Annotated in this window: 19 protein-coding genes; 10 read left to right on the top strand and 9 right to left on the bottom strand. The window is 32.7% G+C overall.

Going from position 1 to position 24,430, the window contains the following annotated elements:
* Nucleotides 1-21: 21 nt before the first annotated feature.
* From CW733_RS12315 to CW733_RS12305, 3 genes are all read right to left on the bottom strand, one after another.
* Nucleotides 22-885 (bottom strand): SH3 domain-containing protein, encoded by an 864-nt coding sequence (locus CW733_RS12315; protein ID WP_100997461.1) that lies wholly within the window; start codon nt 883-885, stop codon nt 22-24.
* A 152-nt stretch (nt 886-1,037) separates the two neighbouring features.
* The gene (locus CW733_RS12310; RefSeq protein WP_100997460.1) at nt 1,038-6,611 is read right to left on the bottom strand and encodes an alpha-2-macroglobulin; all 5,574 of its coding nucleotides are present in this window, start codon (nt 6,609-6,611) and stop codon (nt 1,038-1,040) included.
* Nucleotides 6,612-6,735: 124 nt separating this feature from the next.
* Nucleotides 6,736-7,815 (bottom strand): isoaspartyl peptidase/L-asparaginase family protein, encoded by a 1,080-nt coding sequence (locus CW733_RS12305; RefSeq protein ID WP_100997459.1) that lies wholly within the window; start codon nt 7,813-7,815, stop codon nt 6,736-6,738.
* A 122-nt stretch (nt 7,816-7,937) separates the two neighbouring features.
* Between CW733_RS12305 and CW733_RS12300 the strand changes: the two genes are divergently transcribed.
* The 3 genes from CW733_RS12300 to CW733_RS12290 all read left to right on the top strand — a co-directional run bounded on the left by CW733_RS12300 (nt 7,938) and on the right by CW733_RS12290 (nt 11,253).
* Complete coding sequence (locus tag CW733_RS12300) at nt 7,938-9,488, top strand: aldehyde dehydrogenase family protein (RefSeq protein WP_100997458.1); 1,551 nt, start codon at nt 7,938-7,940, stop codon at nt 9,486-9,488.
* 208 nt (nt 9,489-9,696) lie between these two features.
* Nucleotides 9,697-10,629 carry an OmpA family protein gene (locus tag CW733_RS12295; RefSeq protein ID WP_100997457.1) on the top strand — a complete coding sequence of 311 codons (933 nt, stop codon included), beginning with the start codon at nt 9,697-9,699 and terminating at the stop codon, nt 10,627-10,629.
* Between the two features lie 21 nt (nt 10,630-10,650).
* Nucleotides 10,651-11,253: a hypothetical protein gene (locus CW733_RS12290; RefSeq protein ID WP_198520075.1), complete on the top strand. Its 603-nt coding sequence runs from the start codon at nt 10,651-10,653 to the stop codon at nt 11,251-11,253.
* 213 nt (nt 11,254-11,466) lie between these two features.
* On the opposite strand, the gene CW733_RS12285 is transcribed toward CW733_RS12290, so the two are convergent.
* From CW733_RS12285 to CW733_RS12265, 6 genes are all read right to left on the bottom strand, one after another.
* Nucleotides 11,467-12,600: an ATP-binding protein gene (locus CW733_RS12285; protein ID WP_100997455.1), complete on the bottom strand. Its 1,134-nt coding sequence runs from the start codon at nt 12,598-12,600 to the stop codon at nt 11,467-11,469.
* A gap of 32 nt (nt 12,601-12,632) precedes the next feature.
* Nucleotides 12,633-13,400: a phosphodiester glycosidase family protein gene (locus tag CW733_RS12280; RefSeq protein ID WP_100997454.1), complete on the bottom strand. Its 768-nt coding sequence runs from the start codon at nt 13,398-13,400 to the stop codon at nt 12,633-12,635.
* Nucleotides 13,397-13,531 (bottom strand): hypothetical protein, encoded by a 135-nt coding sequence (locus CW733_RS16720; RefSeq protein ID WP_255411459.1) that lies wholly within the window; start codon nt 13,529-13,531, stop codon nt 13,397-13,399. Before CW733_RS16720 ends, CW733_RS12280 begins: the two co-directional genes overlap by 4 nt.
* A 106-nt stretch (nt 13,532-13,637) precedes the next feature.
* The gene (locus CW733_RS16655) at nt 13,638-14,000 is read right to left on the bottom strand and encodes a hypothetical protein (RefSeq protein ID WP_232730364.1); all 363 of its coding nucleotides are present in this window, start codon (nt 13,998-14,000) and stop codon (nt 13,638-13,640) included.
* Nucleotides 13,997-14,749, bottom strand: coding sequence for an SDR family NAD(P)-dependent oxidoreductase (locus CW733_RS12270; RefSeq protein WP_100997453.1), 753 nt, complete (start codon nt 14,747-14,749; stop codon nt 13,997-13,999). Before CW733_RS12270 ends, CW733_RS16655 begins: the two co-directional genes overlap by 4 nt.
* A 72-nt stretch (nt 14,750-14,821) precedes the next feature.
* Nucleotides 14,822-15,697: an aldo/keto reductase family oxidoreductase gene (locus CW733_RS12265; RefSeq protein ID WP_100997452.1), complete on the bottom strand. Its 876-nt coding sequence runs from the start codon at nt 15,695-15,697 to the stop codon at nt 14,822-14,824.
* A gap of 193 nt (nt 15,698-15,890) precedes the next feature.
* Between CW733_RS12265 and CW733_RS12260 the strand changes: the two genes are divergently transcribed.
* The 7 genes from CW733_RS12260 (at nt 15,891) to CW733_RS12230 (ending at nt 24,397) form a co-directional block, all read left to right on the top strand.
* The gene (locus CW733_RS12260; protein WP_100997451.1) at nt 15,891-16,892 is read left to right on the top strand and encodes a MoxR family ATPase; all 1,002 of its coding nucleotides are present in this window, start codon (nt 15,891-15,893) and stop codon (nt 16,890-16,892) included.
* Between the two features lie 81 nt (nt 16,893-16,973).
* A complete protein-coding gene (locus tag CW733_RS12255; RefSeq protein WP_100997450.1) occupies nt 16,974-17,837 on the top strand; it encodes a DUF58 domain-containing protein in 864 nt (287 codons plus the stop codon).
* 8 nt (nt 17,838-17,845) lie between these two features.
* Entirely contained in the window at nt 17,846-19,531 is a 1,686-nt protein-coding gene (locus CW733_RS12250) for a hypothetical protein (protein ID WP_232730363.1), read from the top strand.
* The gene (locus CW733_RS12245) at nt 19,531-20,535 is read left to right on the top strand and encodes a VWA domain-containing protein (protein ID WP_100997448.1); all 1,005 of its coding nucleotides are present in this window, start codon (nt 19,531-19,533) and stop codon (nt 20,533-20,535) included. The genes CW733_RS12250 and CW733_RS12245 overlap by 1 nt, the downstream gene beginning before the upstream one ends.
* Before the next feature lie 30 nt (nt 20,536-20,565).
* The gene (locus CW733_RS12240; protein WP_100997447.1) at nt 20,566-21,600 is read left to right on the top strand and encodes a VWA domain-containing protein; all 1,035 of its coding nucleotides are present in this window, start codon (nt 20,566-20,568) and stop codon (nt 21,598-21,600) included.
* A 90-nt stretch (nt 21,601-21,690) separates the two neighbouring features.
* Nucleotides 21,691-22,530 carry a tetratricopeptide repeat protein gene (locus CW733_RS12235; protein ID WP_100997446.1) on the top strand — a complete coding sequence of 280 codons (840 nt, stop codon included), beginning with the start codon at nt 21,691-21,693 and terminating at the stop codon, nt 22,528-22,530.
* 100 nt (nt 22,531-22,630) lie between these two features.
* Nucleotides 22,631-24,397, top strand: coding sequence for a BatD family protein (locus CW733_RS12230; RefSeq protein WP_100997445.1), 1,767 nt, complete (start codon nt 22,631-22,633; stop codon nt 24,395-24,397).
* Nucleotides 24,398-24,430 lie beyond the last annotated feature (33 nt).

Here is a 24,430-nt window from a genome sequence, read left to right as displayed (position 1 = left end):
TTTTCTATGAAATAATTGAGATTATTTCTCGTGTTTTGGTACTGTAAAGGTTATTGTTTTTTCTGTAACATTATCGTCAAAATCGGTTAAAATAAATTTTAAAAAGACCTGATTTGTGTCAACGTTAATAGGAAACTGATTAATATTAGAAATTTTATCAATTCGTTTAGACCAATCTTCTCCACATTTTTCTGTTACAATTGCTTTTAAATCCTCAATAGAAATTGGAACAAATTGTTTTGCATCAGCTTCAGTGTAAGTTAATGTTTGGAATCTTGTTTTGTTAATTTTTTTAATTGGCTTCCATTCAGATTGATATTGTTTCCATTCAGATAAATCACAACGTAGATCTTCACCTGTAATGTTCAAAGTGTTTTGGTAGCGCTGTAAAATTTTCACACTCTTATAGTTGTTATTTTTAACTTCAATGGTTTTTTTTCCAGGTGTATTTTTTACATGTATTCCAATATTTAGACTGTTATTAGTTGTTAAATCTAAAAGATCATCATCATTGTAAATGGCAAGATTTTTAATGTGAATATCTGCTTCTGCGAGTTTTATATTAACAATTTTTGCTAGTTTGTTCTTAGATAAAAAACCATTAAAGACATAGCCTTTTAAGTCTTGGTAGCCATTCATTTTTATTTTCACCCATTCTCCAGAAATTTTATTACCTTGGTCTATTACAACCAATTTTACATTGGTTTCCTCTACTACCTCAACAGCTTCATTGTACATAAGCTTTCCTAATTTTGAGGCTGCAATATCTGGTCTTTCTCTAACGGTTAAACCGCTATCTGCGTTTACATACGCATAATCTTGTGCGTAACTAAAAGTTACTAGTAATAATAAAATTGCTGTGATAAAATGTTTTGTCGTTTTCATAATGTTTTGTTTTAAAATTAATATGACATTTAAACATTTTAGTTGGTTTGTTATCACTTGAAAGTGTTGTAAATAAAGCGTCCTTTATTGTTATTCATATTCAAATCATATTGGTTTTTTTATATTAGATTCCTGCTTTCGCAGGAATTAAATTATTTTTCTACAGTTACCCATTTTCCTTTTGTACGTACTAGAAACTCGTTATCGTACATTGCTTCGGCTTGAACTCCAGGTAAATAGTAGGTTCCTAAATACGATGCGTTTAGCATAACATTAAAGGTGTTGGTTCCATACTGTCCTTTTTTATTTAAATCGAAATAGAAATTAACTCTGTCATCGCGAATGTCTGTAAATCTAGCATCGCTTCTTTTAGCAGCATTTCCAAAGGCTGTAAAGCGTGTGTTTACAATTTCCCAACCCGATGGGAATATTTGTGTTAATGCAACATCTGCCACGCGTTCATTTTTAAGGTTTGAAACCGTTACAGTTGCCACAAAATCTTGACCTTGTTTAAGATTATCGATTTCTATAGCATTTCCTTTTAAATCCTTGTAAACAACACTTGTGCTTAAGCCTCTTTGTTCTACTAATTCTTTTCCAAGAGGTAGTTTTCCCGAATTTAAAACACGAACGTAAACAATATTACCTTGCTTATTTTTAAAGCTTAATTTATTATTACCATCGTTAACTTTTAATTCTCTTTGCGCAATAGCACTTTTTGTGGTTATGGTTTCAGTTTTACCATTGATTGTGTATTCTAAATCAAGAGATTTTCCACCATTTTCTTTTACCATTTTTGCCATAGCGAGTAAACTGTAAGCTGTTGTTTGTGTGCTCATCCAACGGTTACTTGATAGATCTTTAGCTAAAGTTTTAGATAATTCCTGCATTCTATAATCTTTAGTTAACACCATAGTTTCTAATGCCATGGCACGATTTCTGTCTATAGATCCATAAGTGTAATAATTGTATCTAGGTGCTTTAAACTCTATATTGGCTGTTTTAGAAATAGCTTTACTTGCTTCTGTTTGTCCTGCTAATGCATATGCTGCAGCCAATCTCCATTTAGCTTCGTTAGAAATCTCACTAAACTCTTTTAGTCTGTTCATTGCTCCTAAATCTGGGCTTCCTGCCAACGCTAAAGTGTATAATCTGTAGGCTTGTGCTAAATCGCTATTGTACGTTTTATAGCTTGGTCTCCAGCTTCTAGCAGCTTCTCTTTGGTGTTTTATCCAATTGCTTTTAAAAGTAAGCGGAAGAACGAATCCTAGTTTTTCGGCTTCTATCATAAAGTGACCAGAATAGCTGGTTCCCCAATCATTGGCAGTATTTTCTCCCATCCAATAACTCATACCTCCATTTGGTCTTTGGAAATTCCCTAAACGTTTGATTCCATTTTCGATATTAGATTGAATTTCTTGTTTTTTCTTCAACGGAATATCAAAAATTTCATTTAAATATAACTGCGGAAACACTCCAGAAGTCGTTTGCTCTAAACAACCATGAGGATATTGTACTAAATATTGTAATCTACGTGAGAAATCCATTGGTGGCATGGTTGAAAATTCAACCGTTGCACTATTTGAACCAACAACACCAAAGGTTTTAAAATCAAGATTTGCTGAAGCAGATTTCTCTAAAGTTTTATCGAGTGATTTCGAGGTTATCGGATTCACATTCTCTACATCTAATTCTACTTTGTAAGTCGATTTTTCACCATTTCCAGTAGCAATAACCTCTACAGTATTTATGCCATTTGCTTGGCTTACGTCTAACTCAAAATAAGCCATTTGCTCATCTGGTTTAGCGAAAGTTAATTTTTTAGATTGCTCACCAATTATTTTAATGCCGTTACTTAATTTAAGTTTAATATCAACATTTTTAATATTAGGTTCCATAGCGAAAACGGTAACAGGAAGCGTTACTTTTTCACCAGGACTTAATTTCCTTGGTAATGTTGCTAAAACCATTAATGGCTTTTTAACTTCTACAGATTTGTCTGTGCTTCCATAAGCTTCATTCTTCGTGTTTCCTGCAACTACCATTGTTCTTACTGCTCCAATATAATTTGGCATTTTAATAGTATGCGTTTCTCTTCCGCCAGCCTCTAATTTAAAAGGACCTAATACTTTTACAACAGGCTTGAAACGGTTTGCTTTTTTGTTTTTTCCACCTGCAGCACTTCCATCTCCACCAATGGCAAATACTTGATCTATACTACCAGAATATGCACCAATAACATCATCAAAAACATCCCAAGTTTTTACACCTAAAGCTTCACGAGCGTAAAAAGCAGACCATGCATTTGGTGTTTTAAAACGTGTTAAATCTAACAAGCCTTCTTCTACCATGGCAATAGTATAGGTCATTGCTTTGTTGTTTTTTTCTGAAACAATAACTGTAAATTCTTCTTCTGGACGTAATACGCTAGGCATTCTAATTTCAGGTTCCAATTTGGTACTCGGATCTTCAACTAAAATTGGAATAACACCATATAAACGTAGTGGTAAGTCGTTAGCAGTTGTAGTATGTGGTTGTAATAATGAAATATTTACAAACACATTTGGAGCCATTTCTTTTGTAATAGGAATATCTACAACCGTTTCTCCAGCTTTCGTTTTTAGCCACTTCTGCTCAATAACTTCTGTGCCGTTTTCTATTGAAATTAATGCGCGACCTTCTGTTCCAGAAGGAAAAGTAATTTTTGCAGTTTCACCAACATTATAGTTTTCTTTATCTGCAGCAAATACTAACATTTTAGCAGCCTCTTTATCTCCTGTTGGTTGTTTTTTCCACCAGTTTTTGTAGAAGTATGCTGTACGACCAGTTGCGTGACCACTTTTAGGATCGTAAAGACGAATTAAATAACGTCCACCTTCTTCTTCAGGAACATTAATAGTTAAGCTTGCTTTTCCTTTAGAATCAGTATTAATTTTACTGTTCAGAAAAGGCTTGTGAAACGAGCTTGATGTGTATTTTGATAAGTTATCGTAAGATGAATTCCACCACCAACGCCATTCAACTTTATACACTTTTACTTCAAGTCCGTTACGTTTTATTGGATTTCCTTGATCGTCCACTACAACAATATCGAAAGTTTGGTTTTCGTCTGTATAAAAAGAGCCATAAGCACGACCTTTTGGAGAACGCAATCCAACAAACGATTTGTAAGGTGCATATTGCTTTGTAAATGCATCCATAGAGAAATCACCTCCATTTTCGAAAGCACGTACTAAAAACTGTACGTTTAACATGCCAGGCGCATTCTGTCCTACACTTAATTTATTGTTGATTTCGGCAAAGCCTTCTTCGTTAACATTACCTTCAAAAACATTTAATTCTTCTTGAGAATAAGAACGCGAAGGATCGTTAAATATGTATTCTTTATAGTTTTTAAAAGGCGAATAAGCGTTGCTGAATTTTGCTTTTATTTCAGTTTTAACGTTTTTAGCAGGTGCTCCATGTAGCCAATTAACATTAAGTGTTCCATTTAATGCTTCGCTTCCAGAGAGTATTTCATCTTTAAAACCTACTTTAATTTTTAATCGGTTTGGTTTTACTGTTTCAACTTTTAAGCCTTTGTAAAAAGTGGCGCCACCAACACTTACTTTCGCGTTCCAGTTACCTGTTTTGTTATTGGTAGAAGTAGGTATTGTAAAGGTGTAAAAACCGTTAACACTCTCGCTAGTTATTTTCTTGTAAGCTAGCTTTCCGTTAGGATCTGTAACTTCCATTTTTACAGGATGTTCTTTTGGTAATTTATTGCCATTATCGTCTAAAATAAAAGTAAGGTGTAATGAGTCTCCAGGTCTCCAAACACCGCGTTCTCCATAAATATAACCTTTTAAACCACGTTGTAAATGGTTTCCAGAAACATCGAATTTACTAAGCGATAAAGCGCGACCATCTCGTAGTTTTATATATGTTTTATTATTGCCTTTACTAACAATAACAAAAGCAGCATGACTATTAGTTTCTATTTTTGCTAAACCTTGACTGTCTGTGGTTGTGCTAGAGATTTCTTGTTGTTGGTAATTGTACAACGTTACTTTTGCAGCAGCCTCAATATTAGTGTTAAGGATGTTTGTAACGGCAAAATAGTAATTGTTGTTCGCTCCTTTTTTTACAATAACACCTAGGTTTGATGCTAATAAGTTTTGTGATACTTCACGATTTTCGTTATAATAAGCAGCATGACAAGGATTGTCGCGTTCTCTCCAGTTGTAGTTTCTGCCTCTATATCTGTAAGTTAGGTTGTCCCAATATTCTTCTTCTAGCTCATCTTCTGTTGAGCTTTCATTATAATTGTAATAATCGTCCTCGTAATATTCGTCTTCATAGTAATTGTCGTTGTCTTCAGAATTTGTGATATTTTGATTTACAGAGCAATCGTAAAAAGAGTAGTCCTTTTTAAAACTTAGTTCTATTCTATAAAGAGCACCAGGATCTGCTTTAAATATTTTAGATAAATCTGCACTGTAGGTTTTCCATTTGCCAGTATTCTCAACGCCATCGTTTACTAAAGTAATAGTTTGTTTTGCTATGCGTCGACCTACTTGTTTAATACTATTATCGTTTCCGCCTTGTAACTCATTATCTTGTAAGAACTGAAGCACATTGTCTTCGTATATTTTAATAACTTTTAAATCTACCTTTTTAAGGTTTACAGCTTCAAAATTGAATTTTAATTCTTGAGAATTTGGTAAAATTACTCCACTATTTACCAAACGTACTTCTGGTTTTACTTCTTGAAAAGAGATAGTTTCAGAAAAAGGTTTTTTTAGTTTATAACCTTCGGTATTTTGAATACCTTGAAAAACATCGACTTGCACGTTTCCTGTGATTTTAGAATCTGGATACGCTTTTAACACATTACCATCGACAATATATTTTGGATTTTTGGTATTCTGAATCGTTACCAATCCATCGAAATTTTGTTGCTTTTTAATAGGATCAGAAAAGTTGATTAACAGATATTGCTCAGGATTTTGAACCACATCTATTTTTGTAATCGTAAAGTTGTTTTTACCAGGAATAGCAAAAATATTTTCGCCAGAATTATCAGCACCAATCGCTCTTCCATTCCATTTTATTAAAATATCACTGTCTTCAATTTTACGATTAATACTATCAATTTTAAATTCGAAAACTCGTGACGGTAAGCGTTCTTCGTTCCACTCTATATTTAATTTTTTTCCACCTTGAGAGGCTTCAATTAATTGTTTTACTTGTTCTGTAGTAATGTTATCTGCGGATTTTACTACACCTAATAAATATTGCCATTCCTTATTGTAAGATTGTAAATCGTTTGTAACCACATTAAAATTAGGTGTAATGGTTTTAAACTGAAAGGCGTAATCTGAAAACTCAGTAGGCATCTCTGGATAAATTTCCCCTAATTTAACAGTAACCGAATATTCTGTATCTGGATCTAAGGACTCATTTGGAGTAAAAGTTAAAGCATGTTTATTGGCTACTTTTAAATTTCCAGAAACGTTAGGTTTTATAGAAACTAAATTGCCATCAATTTCATTGCCAACCTCCCAATTTTCAACTTCTTTAGCTAAACTAATTTGAATGCTACTTGTGGTAGATACTACACCAGAAGTTGTATAACTTATATAATCTCTAAATTTGAAAAGATTATTGGTTTCTGTTTCTTTTTTGTTACAAGACAGTGCTAAGGAGATACAGAAGATCAAGGCAAAAATTGATTTTAATTGCATAGTAGTTGGATTTAAAAGTTGAAATACGATAAAAAGAAAACAGGTAAGAGTATTCTTGTTAATGTAATTACGCTTGAAAGATTAGTTTTAGTCTTTGGTTAGTTGTTATGATTTTGTTAAAAATTTATTTAGAGTAAATTCCAATGGTTAACTCTCCTTTATCATTCATGCTTGCACGATACATTCCTGCTGTGTTGAAATCCATAACTATATTTCCATTTTTGTCTATTGCGATAACACCACCATTTCCTCCTAGGGCTGGTACTTTTTTTTGGATTACTTCTTTTGCTGCTGCTTCTAAACTCAAGCCTTTATATTCCATTAGTGCAGAAATATCGTGAGCAACAGTGGCACGAATAAAAAATTCTCCCCAACCAGTTCCAGAAACTGCACAGGTAGCATTATTGGCATAATTTCCAGCACCAATTATTGGAACATCGCCAACACGACCGTATCTTTTATTGGTCATTCCACCTGTTGAGGTTCCTGCTGCTAAATTCCCGTTTTTATCTAAAGCGACACAACCAACGGTTCCAAATTTACTATCTTTAATTTCTGCATCGTAAAAAGCCGATTTATTATCTGTCGTTTTTTCAAGCTCTTTCTGTTTTACACGTTTTAATGTGTTCATTCTGTTTTCTGTGTAGAAATATTCTGGTGCTACGAGTTCTAAGTTTTGCTCTTTTGCAAAAGTTTCGGCACCTTCTCCTGCCATCATAACATGTGGCGAGTTATCCATGATTGCTCTAGCTAAATTAATTGGATTTTTAACTATTTTAGTTCCAGCGGAAGCTCCTGCATTTAGGGTTTTCCCGTCCATAATGGAAGCATCTAATTCATTGGTTTCAGCATTTGTAAAAACAGCTCCTTTTCCAGCGTTGAATAAAGGTGAATCTTCTAGAATATTAATGGTTTTTTCAACAGCATCAAGACTGCTTCCTCCTTCTTTTAAAATAGAATAACCAACGCTAATAGCTTCTTCAAGTTTAGCTTTATATTCTGCCTCCTTTTCGTCTGTCATGTTTTTCTTTAAAATAGTTCCTGCTCCACCATGTATAACTATGGCAAAGTCGTTTACTTTTTCAGAAGCGCCATTTGGATTTGCTCTAGTGATATTTTCAGGATTTTCATCAGGATTTGGAACGAGTTCTCCGCAGTTCAATAGCAAGAAAAAGAGAGCGATTAAGGAGGTTAATTTTTTCATTGTTTAGTATGGTTTTGTACGCATTAAAGTTACTATTTTTAAGAAAGTTATAACTTATAAAGCGCATATTTATTAGTATATTCGCATAAAATTTAATAATTCGTAAAAAATCAAGATATAATATGGCAGTTTCAACTGATTTCGGAATAAAAGAAGCCTTACAAAAATTAGGTGTTAAAGATGTAAATGATGGAACTTCTACAGGTTTAAAAAACTTTGGAAGTGGAGAAACAATTTCTTCATATTCACCAACAGATGGTTCTTTAATAGGAAAAGTAACGACAACTACAAAAGCAGATTACGAGAAGGTAATGGATGCAGCAACGTCTGCATTTTTAACTTTTAGAACAATGCCTGCACCTCAAAGAGGAGAGATTGTACGTCAGTTTGGTAATAAATTAAGAGAATTAAAAGAGCCTTTAGGAAAATTGGTGTCTTATGAAATGGGAAAATCTTTGCAAGAAGGTTATGGTGAGGTTCAAGAGATGATTGATATCTGTGATTTCGCAGTAGGTTTATCACGTTCATTAAATGGGCAAACAATTCCATCTGAAAGACCACAACACGTTATGAGAGAACAATGGCACTCACTGGGTGTTGTTGGTATCATTTCAGCATTTAACTTTCCAGTTGCAGTTTGGGCTTGGAATACAGCTTTAGCTTGGGTTTGTGGTGATGTTTGTGTTTGGAAAGGTTCAGAAAAAGCACCTTTATGTTCAATTGCTTGTCAGAATATAATTGCGACCGTTTTAAAAGAAAATAACTTACCAGAAGGTATTTCTTGTATTATTAATGGAGACTACAAAGTAGGTGAAATGATGACTACAGATCATAGAATTCCATTAATATCTGCTACAGGTTCTACAAGAATGGGACGTATTGTTGGTGCAACAGTTGCTGAGCGTTTTGGAAAATCTCTATTAGAGTTAGGTGGAAATAATGCTATAATTATTACACCAACCGCAGATTTAAAAGTTGTTGTTCCTGGTGCTGTATTTGGTGCTGTAGGAACTTGTGGTCAACGTTGTACTTCAACAAGAAGACTAATTATTCACGAATCGGTTTACGATAAAGTAAGAGATGCTATTGTTGGTGCTTATGGGCAATTAACGATTGGTAATCCTTTAGATGAAAAAAATCATATTGGACCATTAATAGATAAAGATTCTGTAAATACATATTTAGCTGCAATTGAAAAAGCAAAAGCTGAAGGTGGAAATGTATTAGTAGAAGGTGGAGTTTTAGAAGGTGAAGGATACGAATCTGGATGTTACGTAAAACCAGCTATTATAGAGGCTAAAAATGATTTCGAAATCGTACAGTCGGAAACTTTCGCTCCTGTTTTATATTTAATAAAATACTCAGGAGACGTTGAAAATGCTATTGGTGTTCAAAACGGAGTTGCTCAAGGTTTATCTTCTGCAATTATGACTAACGAATTAAAAGAAGCTGAAAAGTTCTTGTCATTCGCTGGTTCAGATTGTGGTATTGCAAATGTAAATATTGGAACTTCTGGTGCCGAAATTGGTGGTGCTTTTGGTGGTGAAAAAGAAACTGGTGGTGGACGCGAGTCTGGATCAGATGCTTGGAAAGTTTACATGAGAAGACAAACAAATACAGTAAATTATTCAGACGAATTACCTTTAGCGCAAGGTATTAAGTTTGATCTATAATTAGAAATTAAATTATATTGAAAAGCCACATCGAGAGATGTGGCTTTTTTTATACAATATATAGAATAGATTTTTAATGTGACTTAAACGATAATTTTATAATTTTAGTCGATTTTTAACACGCTGATTACTAATTTATTAAAAAAAACGTTAAAATTTAGCTGTTTTTTAATAACTTGAGGCTCACTAACTTAAAATCAAAATTATAATGAGTAAAAAAACCAGTTATCTTCTTGGTATTTTGCTAACCATTATTCTAGGTACTATTCTGTACTACTTTTTTTGTTGCAAGCCATGTTTGGAAGCTTCAAATAAAGAGGCGGAAATCGAGAATAGTGTTGCAGAACCAGAAGTAAAAGCCGCAACAAAAAATGCCTTTTCGATAATAGATTCGAAAAGCAGTTTAAAATTTGATGCTAAAGAGAACTTTAATTTTAAAGGCTCTGCTTTTTCAATTTTAGAGCCAGTTTCAGAAGGCTTAAAAGGACAATTAGAAAGATTGTCGAAATACATAAAAGACAATCCTGGTAAAAACATTGATATTACAGGACATTATACAAGTGAAGAAAATAACAACTCTGCTTTTCCTAATCTTGGATTAGCGAGAGCAAATGCTGTGAAAAATTATTTTGTATCCCATGGCATATCTTCTAAAGTGATAAATACATTCGGAAAATTAGATGACGATTTAGTTCCAGACACATCTAATATTCATTTTGGGCCTTTATCTTATACAATTAAAACTAGAAACGCTAATGATACTAGTGAAGCCGATGAGTTAAAAGAGCTTCATGATGCTATGATAGCTAATCCTTTAGTATTGTATTTCGATACAGCATCAGCATCCATAAATCTTAATGCAGAGCAACGCGATAAAGTAGCTAAAATGGTTAGATATGTAGATAAAACAGACAACGCTTCTATAAAAACAATAGGTCATACCGATAATACTGGAAATCGAGAAAATAATGTAAGATTGGGTTTAGATAGAGCAGAATTTGCTAAAAGCTATCTAGTAAGAAACGGGATCTCTTCTAGTAATATTAATTCTTCTTCTAAAGGACCAGACGAGCCAATTGCAGACAATAATACAGATGAAGGTAAAGCAAAAAACAGAAGAGTAGTAGTAACATTAAACTAACAATTAAAAATATATATAATTATGACTTTATTAATATCAAACATACCATGTTGGTTAATACCATTATTAGTTGGAGCAATTTGTGGAATTTTAGGCTACTTATTAGGAAGGCTTTTAGGAGGAAATAATAACGAAACTAACAACGAAGTTGATGTAGATGTTTACAAAAACAGAATTTCTAAATTAGAGGCAGATTTAGCGGCTTGTAAAGCAAATAAAAAATCTACATTCTCTGGAGGTAATTCTTCTGGAGGAGGAACAGCAACTTCAGCAGCAAGCTTTGCAGCTGGAGTAGTTTCAGGAAAATCGAGCGGAATAACAGCTGTGGCTTTTGATGGAGCAGCAGCAAAAGCAGTATTTGGTAAAAAGGTTAACCAAGACGATTTAACAGTTGTAGAGGGTATTGGTCCAAAAATTAAAGAGCTATTCCATAATCATGATGTAACTACTTGGGCTGGATTAGCAGATTGTTCTGTGGATAAGTGTCAAGAGGTTTTAAAGAGTGGAGGAAAACGTTTTGAAATCCATAAGCCAGGTACTTGGCCAGAACAAAGTAAAATGGCTGCTTTAGGACAATGGCAGAAATTAAAAGATTGGCAAGATGCTTTAGATGGTGGAAAATAAATTTCTCACGCATAAATAATAAAAAACCGTTTTTCCATAGTTTTGGAGAAACGGTCTTTTTTATAAAATCTCATTTCAATGCCATTTTTGTAATGCGAGAAATAAGATTTATAGTATTGATTAATAGCATTATAAATATAAAACAATACTAGTGTTAGAATTCTACTAAATGTATAAGTGGTAGTTGATTTTGTGTAATTGGTTAATTTTTAATTAATTGTATTTCACTTTGCGTAATATTCTAAGAGATTCTTTATAATATGAATAGGCGATAACGCTATGTTTCTTTAAATAAGGTTTCGCATCGATTAGTTTATTTATAGCATCAGTAAAACCGTTTAAATAGCAAATAAGTAATGTAGCAGGTAAATTAATAATATCGTTTTCTTGAGAAGTTGTGAGTGAACTTTCTTTTTTTAATGTAGCTAACAGCACATTATTAGCATTGTAAATATGGTGTAATACTTTTTTATCGAATTTAGGAGGCTGAAAAATTAAAGTAGAATCAATAGTATAACTCGCATTGTCTTGGAATTTAATTACTGTTTCCTCCAATGGATAATACTTATAGTTATTCTGAAGTCCTAAAGATACATATTCTACAATTTTGAAGCTATTATCATTAAAGAAAATAGAAACTTCATCTAAAGTCGAATAAAATAAACGCACTTGTTCGTTAATAAGCTCTATGTCCACACGAGAGAAAAACACTTCGCCTTTTACTTCTTTTTTTTGTCCAGCCCAACACAGCACAAAATACTCTTTAAACACTTTGTATTGCGGATTGTAGTCTTTACGCTTATTCATGAAATCGAAAACGCCATCAAGCGTATGCTCTATATTATTGTGTGAGTTGCTTTCAATAGCGTCAACAATTTTAGAGTTTACATCTTTAATATTACTTTTAAAAGTCTTTGGCATACTTATACTTCCATCTCTAAAAAAGACTGTTCCTCCATAGTATTTCCAAATGTTTTTTCTTAAAGAAGTTAAGCCATAGATGGCTCTAATAGTGACTAAACCAACAACTTTATGGTCTAGCAAATGTGGAAACGGAATGTTTTCGTATTGTACAATTGGTGGATTGGTGAGATAGGCATTAATAAGGTTTTGAATTTTAGAATCGTCAAAAAAATCGACTCCACGAATGCTGTTGTCTTCATCTTCTACACCAATAACAATAAAAGAATTGTTTTTAGGATTGCTATTAGAGAGTGCGCAAACATGCTTTAAAAACTTAGCTTTACCTTCTTTTTGGTCAATATCTATTTTTCGTTTTTTATCATAAAAACTGTTCTCATCGTTGTGAGCGAGTAGGTTTTTAATTAAAAGACGTTTGTTAATCATATTCTGTCATTCCTGCGAAGGCAGGAATCTATTTAATTATTTATAGGTTTAGTTTGGGCAATAATAACACCAAACACACCTTCTAATTGTTTCCATTTTTTTGAAGGTAGATAAGTTTTAGACACAAAGCCATCTAAATATAGTGCATTCTCGCAACCTTTGTTTTTAAAAAAGGTAGCGAAGTCGTAAAAATTAATTTTCTCTTTAGACATTGCAAACAAAAGATCTCCATTTGGTAAAGCGCCAACACCATTTCTAATGTTTAAATTTGAAGAGCCTTTATTAAATTTTGGATGTAACGTTCCATCAATAACCAACATTGGTCCAGATTGGGTTGCGTAATAAATATCTTTATAGATTTTTAAATCTTGAGTTTTAGTAATTATTGGTGCACCATTCTCGGTAATTAAAAACACGCCATTTGGTTGTAAATAGAAGTTGCCAAAACCTTTATTAATAGTATCTAATTTAGATAATGTTTTGCCTTTTTCTACATATAAGCCTTGAGGCGAAAAGTCTTTTTTAAACATGCCTCCATTCATTGCGAAAAGGAGTTCTTGATTAATACTTTCAACTTCGGTTTTAAGATTTTTAAAGGTTCTAATGCTAGAGTTTTGACTATTTTTCCAATAGAATTTTAAAGATTGCTTTTTAGGATTTATTGTATAGCTTAGAATTGTAGAATCTTCGATGTTTTTAGCTGAAGTACTAGTAATAGCAACAGTGTTTTTGTTTTCTTTTTTACAAGACAAAATCACAAAACAAACAATTGAAATAAATACTATATTTCTTAATCTCATAACAGCCCTATTTCTTTTTTTAAGTTTTCTCTAGCTTTAATTTTATATTTCTTTCTAAAATCATCTGTAAAATACAACGTTTCTCTATCTAAAAAGTGTTTTAATACTTTTTTACGTCCTGGTTTGTACATGAAATCTGGATAGATTTTATATTCTTTTCTAATATTCTGAATGTACTTTTGGTAAGTTTCCCAATCTGAACCTAAAATGGATAGGTCTAAATCTAAAAGATAGGCATTATCTATGTTTTTTGGTTGATAAAATTAGTTTTTTGATAATTTGTATTCTTTTTTCATCAAAATTTAATGCATTTAATCGTTTTTCAGCAAAAAGAGCACTTTTCTCTTCATTATCCTTTTTCGAAGATTTATAGACAATATCATGATACCAAATAGCAAACTGTACAGCTTCTAAATCTTGAATTTTAGCCTTATAAGCTTCAGCTTGCAATAGCATATTATAGATGTGCGATAGATTATGGTAATGTCTGGTTTTGTGAGCGTAATAAGTTTCAATTTCAGTCCAAAGTTCTTTGGCTAAAGTGTTATTACAATATTTAGAAGCTAAGTTGTGCCACTCGGTTTTTAACCAATTTATCATATCTTTTTCTTAACAATAGTACTACTCGCTTGTGCTGTGCAAAACATCAACACATCTGCAATATTAACATGTGCAGGTCTTGAAATTGCAAAGTAAATTACATCTGCAACATCTTCAGGTTGTAATGCTTTGTATCCTTTGTAAGCATTATCTGCTAGTGTTTCGCCTTTAAATCGCACTTGCGAAAACTCTGTTTCCACCAAACCTGGATTTATGGCACATACTTTTATTCCAAACGGATTTAAATCTATACGCATACCTTCGGTTAAAGCAATAACAGCGTGCTTACTTGCGCAATACACATTGCCTTTTGGGTAGACCTCTTTTCCTGCCGAAGATCCAATATTAATAATATGCCCAGAATTACGCGCTGTCATTTGTGGAATCACAGCTTTGCTAACATATAGTAATCCCTTTACGTTTATATCGATCATTGCATCCCAATCGTCCAAGCAGCCTTCGTGAATTGGGTCTAAGCCATGTGCATTTCCTGCGTTATTTATTAAAATATCTATGTGTTTAAAATTTTCTGGTAGCGACTCAATAGCTGAGAAAACTGCTTTTTTATCGCGAACATCGAAATTTAATATATGTACTTCGGTATGTTTACTTAACGCTTTTTGTATGGTCTCTAAACGCTCTTGGCGTCTACCACAAATTATTAATCTAATGCCATGTTTGGCAAATTCGTGAGCAGTTGCTCTACCAATTCCACTAGTTGCTCCTGTAATTAATGCTGTTTTTTTCATATTTATTTCTTGCTAAAGCAAACGTTTTTAATATTCTTAAATTATTTTTTTTATGTATGAAACAGAAATTAGCTAAGCGACTTCGTGTCCTTGACTAGCTTCTAATATTAAAAACCAATCTTCTAAATCTAAATTAAGGTCTATTGCATTGACTGCATTTGTCATTCTTTTTAAATTGGTAGTACCAATTACAGGATGAATGTTTGCAGGATGTTTTAAAATCCAAGCTAAAAGCAATTGGTCTTCGGTTGCGTTATATTTTTCTGTTAACGTTCCTAATTGTTTATGTATGCGTCTTGATTGTTCGTTGTCTTTTCTAAATACAGAGCCTAAAGGCGACCAAGACATTGCTGCAATAGCATTAGTTTTCATATAGTTAAATGTACCATTATACAATGCCGAATGTTGTGTTAAGGAAAATTCAATTTGGTTTACAGAAACTTCTGCATGTTTTGAAACTAGTTCTATTTGCGACACAGTAAAGTTAGAGACACCAAAACGTTTTACTTTCCCGCTATCACGAAGTATTTTAAAAGCTTCAGCTATAATCTCAGGTTCCATTAACGGACTTGGTCTATGTAATAATAGTAAATCGAGATACTCGGTTTTTAGATTTTGAAGGGATTTTTCCGCGGAAGCGATAATATATTCTTTACTATAATTATAGTGTTTCACCTTGTTCTCTGGTCGTGAGTTACCTTGGAGTTGAATACCACATTTTGATATAAGCTCTATGCTGTTTCTATTTATACCGCTTTCTATAAAAGCATTACCAAAATCTTTCTCGGTTGTATAATCTCCATAAATATCTGCATGATCGAAGGTAGTGATGCCATTTTCTAAACAATGGTGTATGCGTTTTGTTATTTCTGATTTAGAAAGTGAGCTTCCCCATATTCCCCAAGTCATCGTGCCAGCAATAATTTTTGAGTAGTTGTTTTTTGTCATTAAAAATTTACTTTTAAGCAAGAATTATTTTATGAAATGCTAATAAAAGCTTAAAAATACCAAAGAAATTGCTATAAATTCCTTTAAATGCTTGAATTTTTAACCAATTCTTAACACGATTGCAAATATAAAAGCAACAATTTGCAGTTCTTAATTTGAGGTATTATATTCGACCTTTAAAATTTATAAAAAGATGGAAGAAACAGGTGCAATTGATATAAAATCAATTAATGAGAAAATTGAAAAAGAAAGTGCTTTTGTAGATTTACTAACATACGAAATGAACAAAGTAATCGTTGGTCAAACACATATGGTTGAGCGTTTACTAATTGGTCTTTTGGGTCAAGGACATATTTTACTTGAAGGTGTTCCTGGTTTGGCAAAAACATTAGCTATTAATACACTGTCTAAAGCGGTTGATGGTAGTTTTAGCCGTATTCAGTTTACTCCAGATTTGTTGCCTTCAGATGTTGTAGGTACTCTTATTTTTAATATGAAAGAGAATGATTTCACTATTAAAAAAGGACCAATATTTGCAAATTTTGTACTTGCAGATGAGATAAACAGAGCGCCTGCAAAAGTGCAATCTGCTTTATTAGAAGCCATGCAAGAAAAGCAAGTGACTATTGGAGATGAGACTTTTATCTTGGATAAACCATTTTTAGTAATGGCAACAATGAATCCTGTAGAACAAGAAGGAACTTACCCATTACCAGAAGCGCAAGTAGATAGATTTATGCTAAAAACTGTAATCGATTATCCTAAAAAGGATGAAGAGCAGTTAATTATGAGAGCCAATTTAAAAGGCTCTTGGGAAAAAGTAAATCCAGTGGTTTCTGTAGCACAAATTTTAAGAGCTCAAGAAGCAGTTCGAGAAGTATACATGGATGATAAAATCGAAAAGTATATCCTTGATATTATTTTTGCAACACGTTATCCAGAGCAATATAAATTAGAAAAGTTAAAACCATTAATCTCTTTTGGTGCTTCACCTCGTGGAAGCATTAACCTAGCTACAGCTGCAAAGTGTTATGCTTTTATTAGACGTCGTGGTTATGTAATTCCAGAAGATGTTCGTGCTGTTGTACACGATGTTTTACGACATAGAATTGGTATTACTTATGAGGCTGAAGCCGAAAACGTAACCAGCGAAGACATTATTAACCAGATTATAAATGTTGTTGAGGTGCCTTAGACTGTTATCATTTAACAATTAATACTGTTAAACTAAACTTATAATATTGATAACCGGTTATTGATAATTGATCAATGAAAAATGGATACTAAAGAATTATTAAAAAAAGTACGTAAAATCGAGATCAAGACACGTCGTTTGTCTGATCATATTTTTGGAGGTGAATATCATTCGACTTTCAAAGGTCGTGGCATGACTTTTTCCGAAGTTCGCCAGTACCAATATGGGGATGATGTAAGAAATATAGATTGGAATGTAACCGCAAGAACCAATCTGCCACATGTTAAGGTTTTTGAAGAAGAGCGTGAGTTAACCATGTTGTTAATGGTAGATATCTCGGGCTCAGAATTGTTTGGTACAGACCAACAATTTAAAAATGAAATTATAACAGAAATCTCTGCAACACTAGCTTTTTCGGCAACACAGAACAACGATAAAATAGGGCTGATTTTGTTTTCGGATGAAATAGAATTATACATTCCGCCTAAAAAAGGACGTTCTCATGTATTGCGTATTATTCGCGAATTAATTGAGTTGAAACCTAAAAGTAAAGGTACAAACATAGCAGAAGCTTTAAAATTCATGCGAAACGTCATGAAGAAAAAAGCCATTGTTTTTGTGCTTAGTGATTTTATTGCAGACGATTATAAGCAAACATTAAAAATTGCAGCTGGAAAACATGATGTTACAGGTATTCGTATTTACGATAAAAGTGAAGAAGCGATACCTAATTTAGGAATCGTACAAATGCAAGATGGAGAATCTGGAGAATTAATGTTAGTTAATACAGGTTCTAAAAAAGTAAGGCAAAATTACAGTAAATTTTACAACGAAAAGGTAGAGTATTATAAAGACAGCTTCGCGAAATCTGGAGCAGGAACCATAGACTGTCGTGTAGATGAGAGCTACGTTAAAAAATTACTAGGCTATTTTAAAAGAAGATAATTAAGCGAATGATGAATTATAAATTACGAATTACGAACCTCAAGGATAATCAATTAAAACAATTGGTTTTGTCTTGTGTCTTGGTTCTTTTTTCTTTGTTCTCTTTCAGTCAAGTTAAAACAACTATAGACTCTACTTCAATTAAGATTGGAGCACAGGTTACTTATAAAATTGAAGTTGATGTAGACACAACGTCTTTAGTTATTTTTCCTGAAGGGCAAACGTTTTCTCCTATGGAAATGATTGAATCTTACACCATAGATACTACAAAAAAGAACGATAGATATAACCTGATTAAAAAATACGGATTAACGCAATTCGATTCTGGAAAATATACTATTCCGAAGCAAAAAATATTAATAGGTTCTAAAGAGTACTATTCAGATTCTTTAAAAGTAGAAATTAGAGAAATTGTTGTAGACACTACAAAACAAGGCTTGTACGATATTAAGCCTGTAATTGAAGTTGATAAAAGTATTGGTAATTGGTGGAAATATCTATTGCTTACTATACTTGCAATTGCCTTAATTGGTTTTTTATTATGGTGGTTTATTTGGAGAGTAAAACCATTAACAGAAGAAGAAGAGATTGCTTTATTACCACCTTACGACCGTGCAAAACTAGCATTAAAACAGTTAGATGAAAGTAGTTATCTTCAAAACGAAAACTTGAAAGACTATTATTCAGACTTAACGTTTATTATTAGAAAATATCTAGACGAAAAAGTCTACGATCATGCTTTAGAAAGCACAACAGATGAGCTTGTTTCTAGATTAAATTTATTAAAAGATGGTAATCAAATAGAATTAAGTAAAGACGATATTAGAAAAATAGAAACCATCTTAAAGCGTGCAGATTTAGTAAAGTTTGCAAAAGGAACACCAGATGTTGCTTTAGCCGAAATAGATAGAAATACTATCGATCTAGAAATCGACCACGTTAAGGAAGCTTTGCCAGAACCAACCGAAGAAGAGAAACTTAAGGATAAGGAATATAAAGAAGAGCAAGAGCGTAAAAATAAAACTAAAAAAATAGTATTAACCGTTGGTATTGTTGCCTTTTTGTTACTAGGAACATTAGTTGGTTTAGGTTATAAATATGGTTTTAGCTATGTTAAAGACACTATTTTGGGTCATGAAAGCAAAGAGTTGTTAGAAGGCGAATGGGTGACTAGCGCATATGGTTCTCCACCAATAATTGTAGCGACTCCAAAGGTTTTAAAACGTATAGAGACTCCTGTTGTAGAAACTCAAGAAAATCAACCAAAATCAAGTAGTTTTTCTTACGGAACAATGCTTGACGTATTTAATGTAACAGTAAATACATTACAGTTTCCAAAGCAAGAAAGAACTGCAGAAACGCAAGAACAAGCAAGTGCTCCAGAGGTTGATTTAGCTGAGATTTCAGAAAAAGCATTACAAGGCATGGAGGCTCAAGGTGCAAAAAATATTGTAGCGTTAAAAGATAAATTTGAAACTGCAAATGGAGCAGAGGGCTTAAAATCTTATGGAACCATGAGTATTCCATCTGTAGGCAGTGATAAATTGAGAGCAGCCAAATTTGCTTTTGTACTATTTACAGCAGAGAATGTACTGCAACAAATAGTTGTTATATATCCAGAAAACGATACTTATGCAGACGATATGGTAGAACGTATATTAAATTCAATAGAACTAAATCCAAAAACTGAATAATGTTTGAAGGCATAGAATTTTTAAACAAAGGGTTTTTCTGGTTGCTGTTATTGCTACCATTAGCTTTGCTGTGGTATTTTTTTAAGAATAAACAACAAACAGCAGAACTTAAAATATCAAGCTTAAAAGGTTTTAAGGTTACCAACTCTTGGTTGCCAAAACTAAAGCATTTATTGTTTGCGCTAAGACTAGTTGCTTTAACGGCTTTAATTATTGCATTAGCAAGACCACGAACGGTTGATGTTTCTACAAAAACAAAAACAACACGAGGAATAGATATTGTTATGGCAATAGATGTTTCGGCAAGTATGTTGGCAAAAGATTTAAAACCAAACAGGCTTGATGCCTTAAAAGAAGTAGCAGCACAATTTATTAAAGGACGACCAAACGATCGTATTGGTATTGTGGAATACGCTGGAGAAAGCTATACAAAAACACCAATTACAAGCGATAAAAATATTGTATTAAGTTCTCTTAACGATATTCATTACAACACAGTTATAGAAGGCGGAACAGCTATTGGAATGGGTTTAGCAACGTCTGTAAACCGTTTAAAAGACAGTAAAGCAAAAAGTAAAGTTATTATTTTGCTAACAGATGGCGTGAATAATTCTGGTTCTATAAACCCGAAAATAGCAAGCGAACTAGCTGTAGAATTTGGTATAAAAACATACACTATTGGTTTAGGAACAAATGGTATGGCTTTGTCTCCAATTAGGATTAAACAAAACGGACAATTTCAATACGGAAGAGTTAAAGTAGAAATTGATGAAGAGTTGTTAAAAGAAATAGCAGAAGTAACAGGAGGAAAATATTTTAGAGCAACAAACAATAAGAAATTAGTTGAAATATACGACGAGATTAACAAGTTAGAAAAAACAGAAATCGAAGAATTTAAATTCTATAATTACGAAGAGAAATTTAGATGGTTTGTATGGGTAGCAGGAATTTTGCTATTGTTTGAATTACTATTAAGGATTACCGTTTTTAGAAGTTTTGTTTAATAAATTATAAAAGCACAAATTAAAGATTAGATGCAATTAGAAGAGAAAATATGGTTTTGGGCATTGCTAATTATTCCAATAATTTTGGTGCTATTTCTAGTGCTTCAACTTTGGAAGCGCAAAACACAAAATAAATTTGCAAATCAGGCTATTTTAAAACGATTAAGCCCTAATAAATCGCTCTTTAAATCTGTGTTAAAGATTGTGATTTTATGTTTGGCTTTTGCAAGTTTAACAATGGCTTTGGTAAACCCAAAAATTGGATCTAAATTAGAAACAGTAAAACGCGAAGGTGTTGATATAGTCTTTGCAGTCGATGTTTCTAAAAGTATGCTTGCCGAAGATATTGCGCCAAACAGACTAGAAAAATCGAAACAATTAGTTACACAAATTATAAATAACTTAGCAAGTGATCGTGTTGGGATTATTGCTTATGCAGGCAAAGCGTTTCCGCAACTACCAATTACTACAGACTATGGTTCTGCTAAAATGTTTCTTCAAAACATGAATACAGACATGATGTCTTCACAAGGAACAGCAATTAATGAAGCCATCGAATTAGCAAAAACATATTATGATGACGACCAACAAACCAATCGTGTATTGGTCATTATTTCTGATGGAGAAGACCATAGTGAAGCTGCAGCAAGTGTAGCCGAAGAAGCTAGTGAAGCTGGTATTAGAATTTTTACCATTGGTGTTGGAAGTGAAAAAGGAGGTCCAATACCACTAAAGCGTAATGGTGTTATTTTAAATTATAAAAAAGACAGGCAAGGTGAAACTGTTATTACAAAACTAAACGAAGACACGCTTAAAAACATTGCTAAATCGGCAAATGGTGTGTATATAAATGGAAATAATACAGGAAAAGTAGTTGATGAAATAAGAGATATTTTAAATAAAATGGATAAAACCAAATTCGAATCTAAGCAATTTGCAGCCTACGAATCGCAATTTCAATGGTTTTTAGGTTTTGGAATATTACTTTTATTTATCGATATTTTTCTATTAGAACGCAAAACAGCTTGGTTGAAAAAGCTAAACTTGTTTAATGAAAATTTATAAAATCCTTAACACCAATCAAATCAAGGCTTTCATATATTTAGAGGCTTAATACTATTAATTAAAAAGATTCTCATTTTTGTGAGAACTAGCATGAAAAACATAATAACTTACATATTAATATTAACAGTTTCTTACGCTTTTGCACAGCAAGAGGAAACTGAAAAGGCGCTTCAAAAGATAAATCAGAAAACTAACGATTTAATTAGTGATGCAAATGATTTAGCCAGTAGTGACGCATTTGTTTTAGCTGAAATGGAATACAGAAGAGCTATTTCTAATAAGCCAACAAGTGTTGCTGGAACATACAATTTGGGTCATACATATTACCAAAAAGGAAATTTTGAAGAAGCTTTATTTCGCAATCAACAAGCTGCTAAAAACGCCACAGATAAATTAGAAAAGCACAAAGCGTTTCATAATATAGGAAACATTTTAATGCAAGAAAAGAAATGTAGTGAAGCTGCAGATGCTTTTAAAAATGCACTTAGAAATAATCCTTTAGACGAGGAAACGCGTTATAATTATGCCTTAGCAAAAGAGTGTGCTAAAAACCAAGAGCCACCTCAAGAAGAAGATAACAAGGACGATAAAGACAAAGATAAAAAGGAAAACGAAGACCAGAAGGAACAAGATAAAAAGGAAGACCAAGGCGAGAATAAAGAAGATAATAAGGATAAAGGAGACGACGATAAAAAAGAAGGCGAGGATAAAGAAGATGAAGGGAAGCCAGATGAAGAAAAAGAGAAAGATGGCAAAGGAGACGACCAGAAAAAAGAGCAACCTAAACCACAACAACAGCCAGGAAAATTATCGCCACAGCAAATAAAAAATCTATTGGATGCAATGGATAACCAAGAGCAGAAAGTGCAGGATAAAATGAATGCAGAGAAAGCAAAAGGCGCAAAAATACAAACAGAAAAAGACTGGTAGATAAAAGTGAGAAGTTTGAATTTAGAAGTGAAGAGTTGCTTATTCGAACTTTAAAATCTTTGTCATTCCTGCGAAGGCAGGGATCCAGAATAAATTAGGAATGAAAAAAACAAAAAACATAGCAATGCTACTTATTATACTTTTTACAAGTATAGCAGGCGCACAAGTGCAGTTTCAAACTAGAGTGAGTAAAAAAACTTTAGGATTGAACGAGCGTTTACGTGTAGATTTTTCTATGAATAAAGATGGAGATAATTTCAATCCTCCAAGTTTTGATGGTTTCGATGTGGTTGGTGGCCCAAATCAATCGGTTAGTAATTCTTGGATTAATGGAAAACGTTCTTTCGAGAAAACGTATAGCTATTTCTTATCACCAAAAAGAATGGGAAGTTTAATGCTAGAATCTGCTAGTATAGAAATAGATGGCCAAACTTACAAAACCAATGCTATCGTTATTAAGGTTACTAAGGAAATACAGAAGCCTAAAGACCCAAACACAGCAGTTGCAAGTGATAATATTCATTTAGTAGCCGAGATTTCTAATGCAAATCCTTATTTAAACGAAGCCATTACTGTGGTTTATAAACTCTATGTTGCACCAAATACAGGAGTAAGCAATTGGAGAGAAACAGACGATCCTGAGTACGACGACTTTTGGAGTCAACATATTAACCCAAAAGGTTTAAAAATAGAAAGAGGCCAATACAAAGGCGAAGATTATCAATATGTAATTTTACGACGAACAGTTTTATATCCGCAAAAAACAGGAAAATTAATTATAGAACCTTTAAAGCTTGACGTTACTGCAGAAATACCAACTAAAAGGCGTGATATTTTTGGGCAACGATTAATGAGTAAAGTAAATGTTCCTGTAACAGCTGGAAGACGTACTATTAATGTTAAGCCGTTACCAGAAACAGGAAAACCTTTAGATTTTTCTGGAGCAGTTGGAGATTTTAAATTTAATTTAAGCATCTCTAAAAGCGAGCTTAATGCTAATGAATCTATGCAAGCTAAGGTAATAGTTTCAGGAAAAGGGAATTTAAAATTATTAGCCTTACCAAAACTAACACTACCTAATTCTCTTGAAGTATATGAGCCAGAGCATAACGAAAATGTGAGAACAAATTTAAGTGGTATGCAAGGTGAGGTTTCAGATAGTTATACTATTGTTCCTCAATATAAAGGCAAATACCCAATACCAACAATTTCTTTTTCTTATTTCGATTTAAAGACTGAAAGTTATAAACGATTATCATCTAACGAAACCATAATTAATGTACTCGAAGGTCCTGTTTATGGTGTTTCAGATAACAATTTAACAGCAGAAGGTGCAGAAAAACGAGATGTTGTTTTAAATAACGATCAATTTGCATTTATAAAAATGGATGCTAATCTGGTTTCAAAAAATAATACGCAATTCTTTAAATCTACGCTCTTTTGGGTAAGTTTATTGACACCTTTATTATTGATTCCGTTGGCTATTGTTTTCCGAAGAAAAAAAGAAGAACGTGATGGTGATATTGTAGGTAATAGACTTAGAAAAGCAGATAAATTAGCTAAGAAATATTTAGGTGAAGCTAAAAAAGCATTAGGAGAAAAAGAAGCCTTTTATGTTGCGTTAGAAAAAGCGTTACATAATTATTTAAAAGCTAAATTAAATATTGAAACTAGCGATTTAAGTAAGGATAAAATTCGCACTTTGTTACTAGAAAAACAAGTAGATACTACTGTTGTTTCAAATTTTGAAAATATTCTTAAAAACTGCGAAATAGCAAGATATACACCAATTACAAAAGTTGCCATGCAGCAAGATTATGATAAAGCTGCAAGCGCAATTAATTTAATAGATAAACAGATTAGATAAAATATTTTTCATTTCCATTATTATGGGAATACT

The organism is Lacinutrix sp. Bg11-31, from assembly GCF_002831665.1.
Lineage (GTDB): Bacteria > Bacteroidota > Bacteroidia > Flavobacteriales > Flavobacteriaceae > Lacinutrix.
This window is presented reverse-complemented; position numbering and strand designations above follow the sequence as displayed.

Bases quoted from the DNA above. Each gene is read 5' to 3' on its own strand.
- CW733_RS12235 (WP_100997446.1), top strand. From the start codon at position 21,691: ATGAAAAACATAATAACTTACATATTAATATTAACAGTTTCTTACGCT.
- CW733_RS12310 (WP_100997460.1), bottom strand. From the start codon at position 6,611: ATGCAATTAAAATCAATTTTTGCCTTGATCTTCTGTATCTCCTTAGCA.
- CW733_RS12260 (WP_100997451.1), top strand. From the start codon at position 15,891: ATGGAAGAAACAGGTGCAATTGATATAAAATCAATTAATGAGAAAATT.
- CW733_RS12240 (WP_100997447.1), top strand. From the start codon at position 20,566: ATGCAATTAGAAGAGAAAATATGGTTTTGGGCATTGCTAATTATTCCA.
- CW733_RS16655 (WP_232730364.1), bottom strand. From the start codon at position 14,000: ATGATAAATTGGTTAAAAACCGAGTGGCACAACTTAGCTTCTAAATAT.
- CW733_RS12300 (WP_100997458.1), top strand. From the start codon at position 7,938: ATGGCAGTTTCAACTGATTTCGGAATAAAAGAAGCCTTACAAAAATTA.
- CW733_RS12255 (WP_100997450.1), top strand. From the start codon at position 16,974: ATGGATACTAAAGAATTATTAAAAAAAGTACGTAAAATCGAGATCAAG.
- CW733_RS12295 (WP_100997457.1), top strand. From the start codon at position 9,697: ATGAGTAAAAAAACCAGTTATCTTCTTGGTATTTTGCTAACCATTATT.
- CW733_RS12305 (WP_100997459.1), bottom strand. From the start codon at position 7,815: ATGAAAAAATTAACCTCCTTAATCGCTCTCTTTTTCTTGCTATTGAAC.
- CW733_RS16720 (WP_255411459.1), bottom strand. From the start codon at position 13,531: ATGTACAAACCAGGACGTAAAAAAGTATTAAAACACTTTTTAGATAGA.
- CW733_RS12250 (WP_232730363.1), top strand. From the start codon at position 17,846: ATGATGAATTATAAATTACGAATTACGAACCTCAAGGATAATCAATTA.
- CW733_RS12315 (WP_100997461.1), bottom strand. From the start codon at position 885: ATGAAAACGACAAAACATTTTATCACAGCAATTTTATTATTACTAGTA.
- CW733_RS12230 (WP_100997445.1), top strand. From the start codon at position 22,631: ATGAAAAAAACAAAAAACATAGCAATGCTACTTATTATACTTTTTACA.
- CW733_RS12280 (WP_100997454.1), bottom strand. From the start codon at position 13,400: ATGAGATTAAGAAATATAGTATTTATTTCAATTGTTTGTTTTGTGATT.
- CW733_RS12285 (WP_100997455.1), bottom strand. From the start codon at position 12,600: ATGATTAACAAACGTCTTTTAATTAAAAACCTACTCGCTCACAACGAT.
- CW733_RS12270 (WP_100997453.1), bottom strand. From the start codon at position 14,749: ATGAAAAAAACAGCATTAATTACAGGAGCAACTAGTGGAATTGGTAGA.
- CW733_RS12265 (WP_100997452.1), bottom strand. From the start codon at position 15,697: ATGACAAAAAACAACTACTCAAAAATTATTGCTGGCACGATGACTTGG.
- CW733_RS12290 (WP_198520075.1), top strand. From the start codon at position 10,651: ATGACTTTATTAATATCAAACATACCATGTTGGTTAATACCATTATTA.
- CW733_RS12245 (WP_100997448.1), top strand. From the start codon at position 19,531: ATGTTTGAAGGCATAGAATTTTTAAACAAAGGGTTTTTCTGGTTGCTG.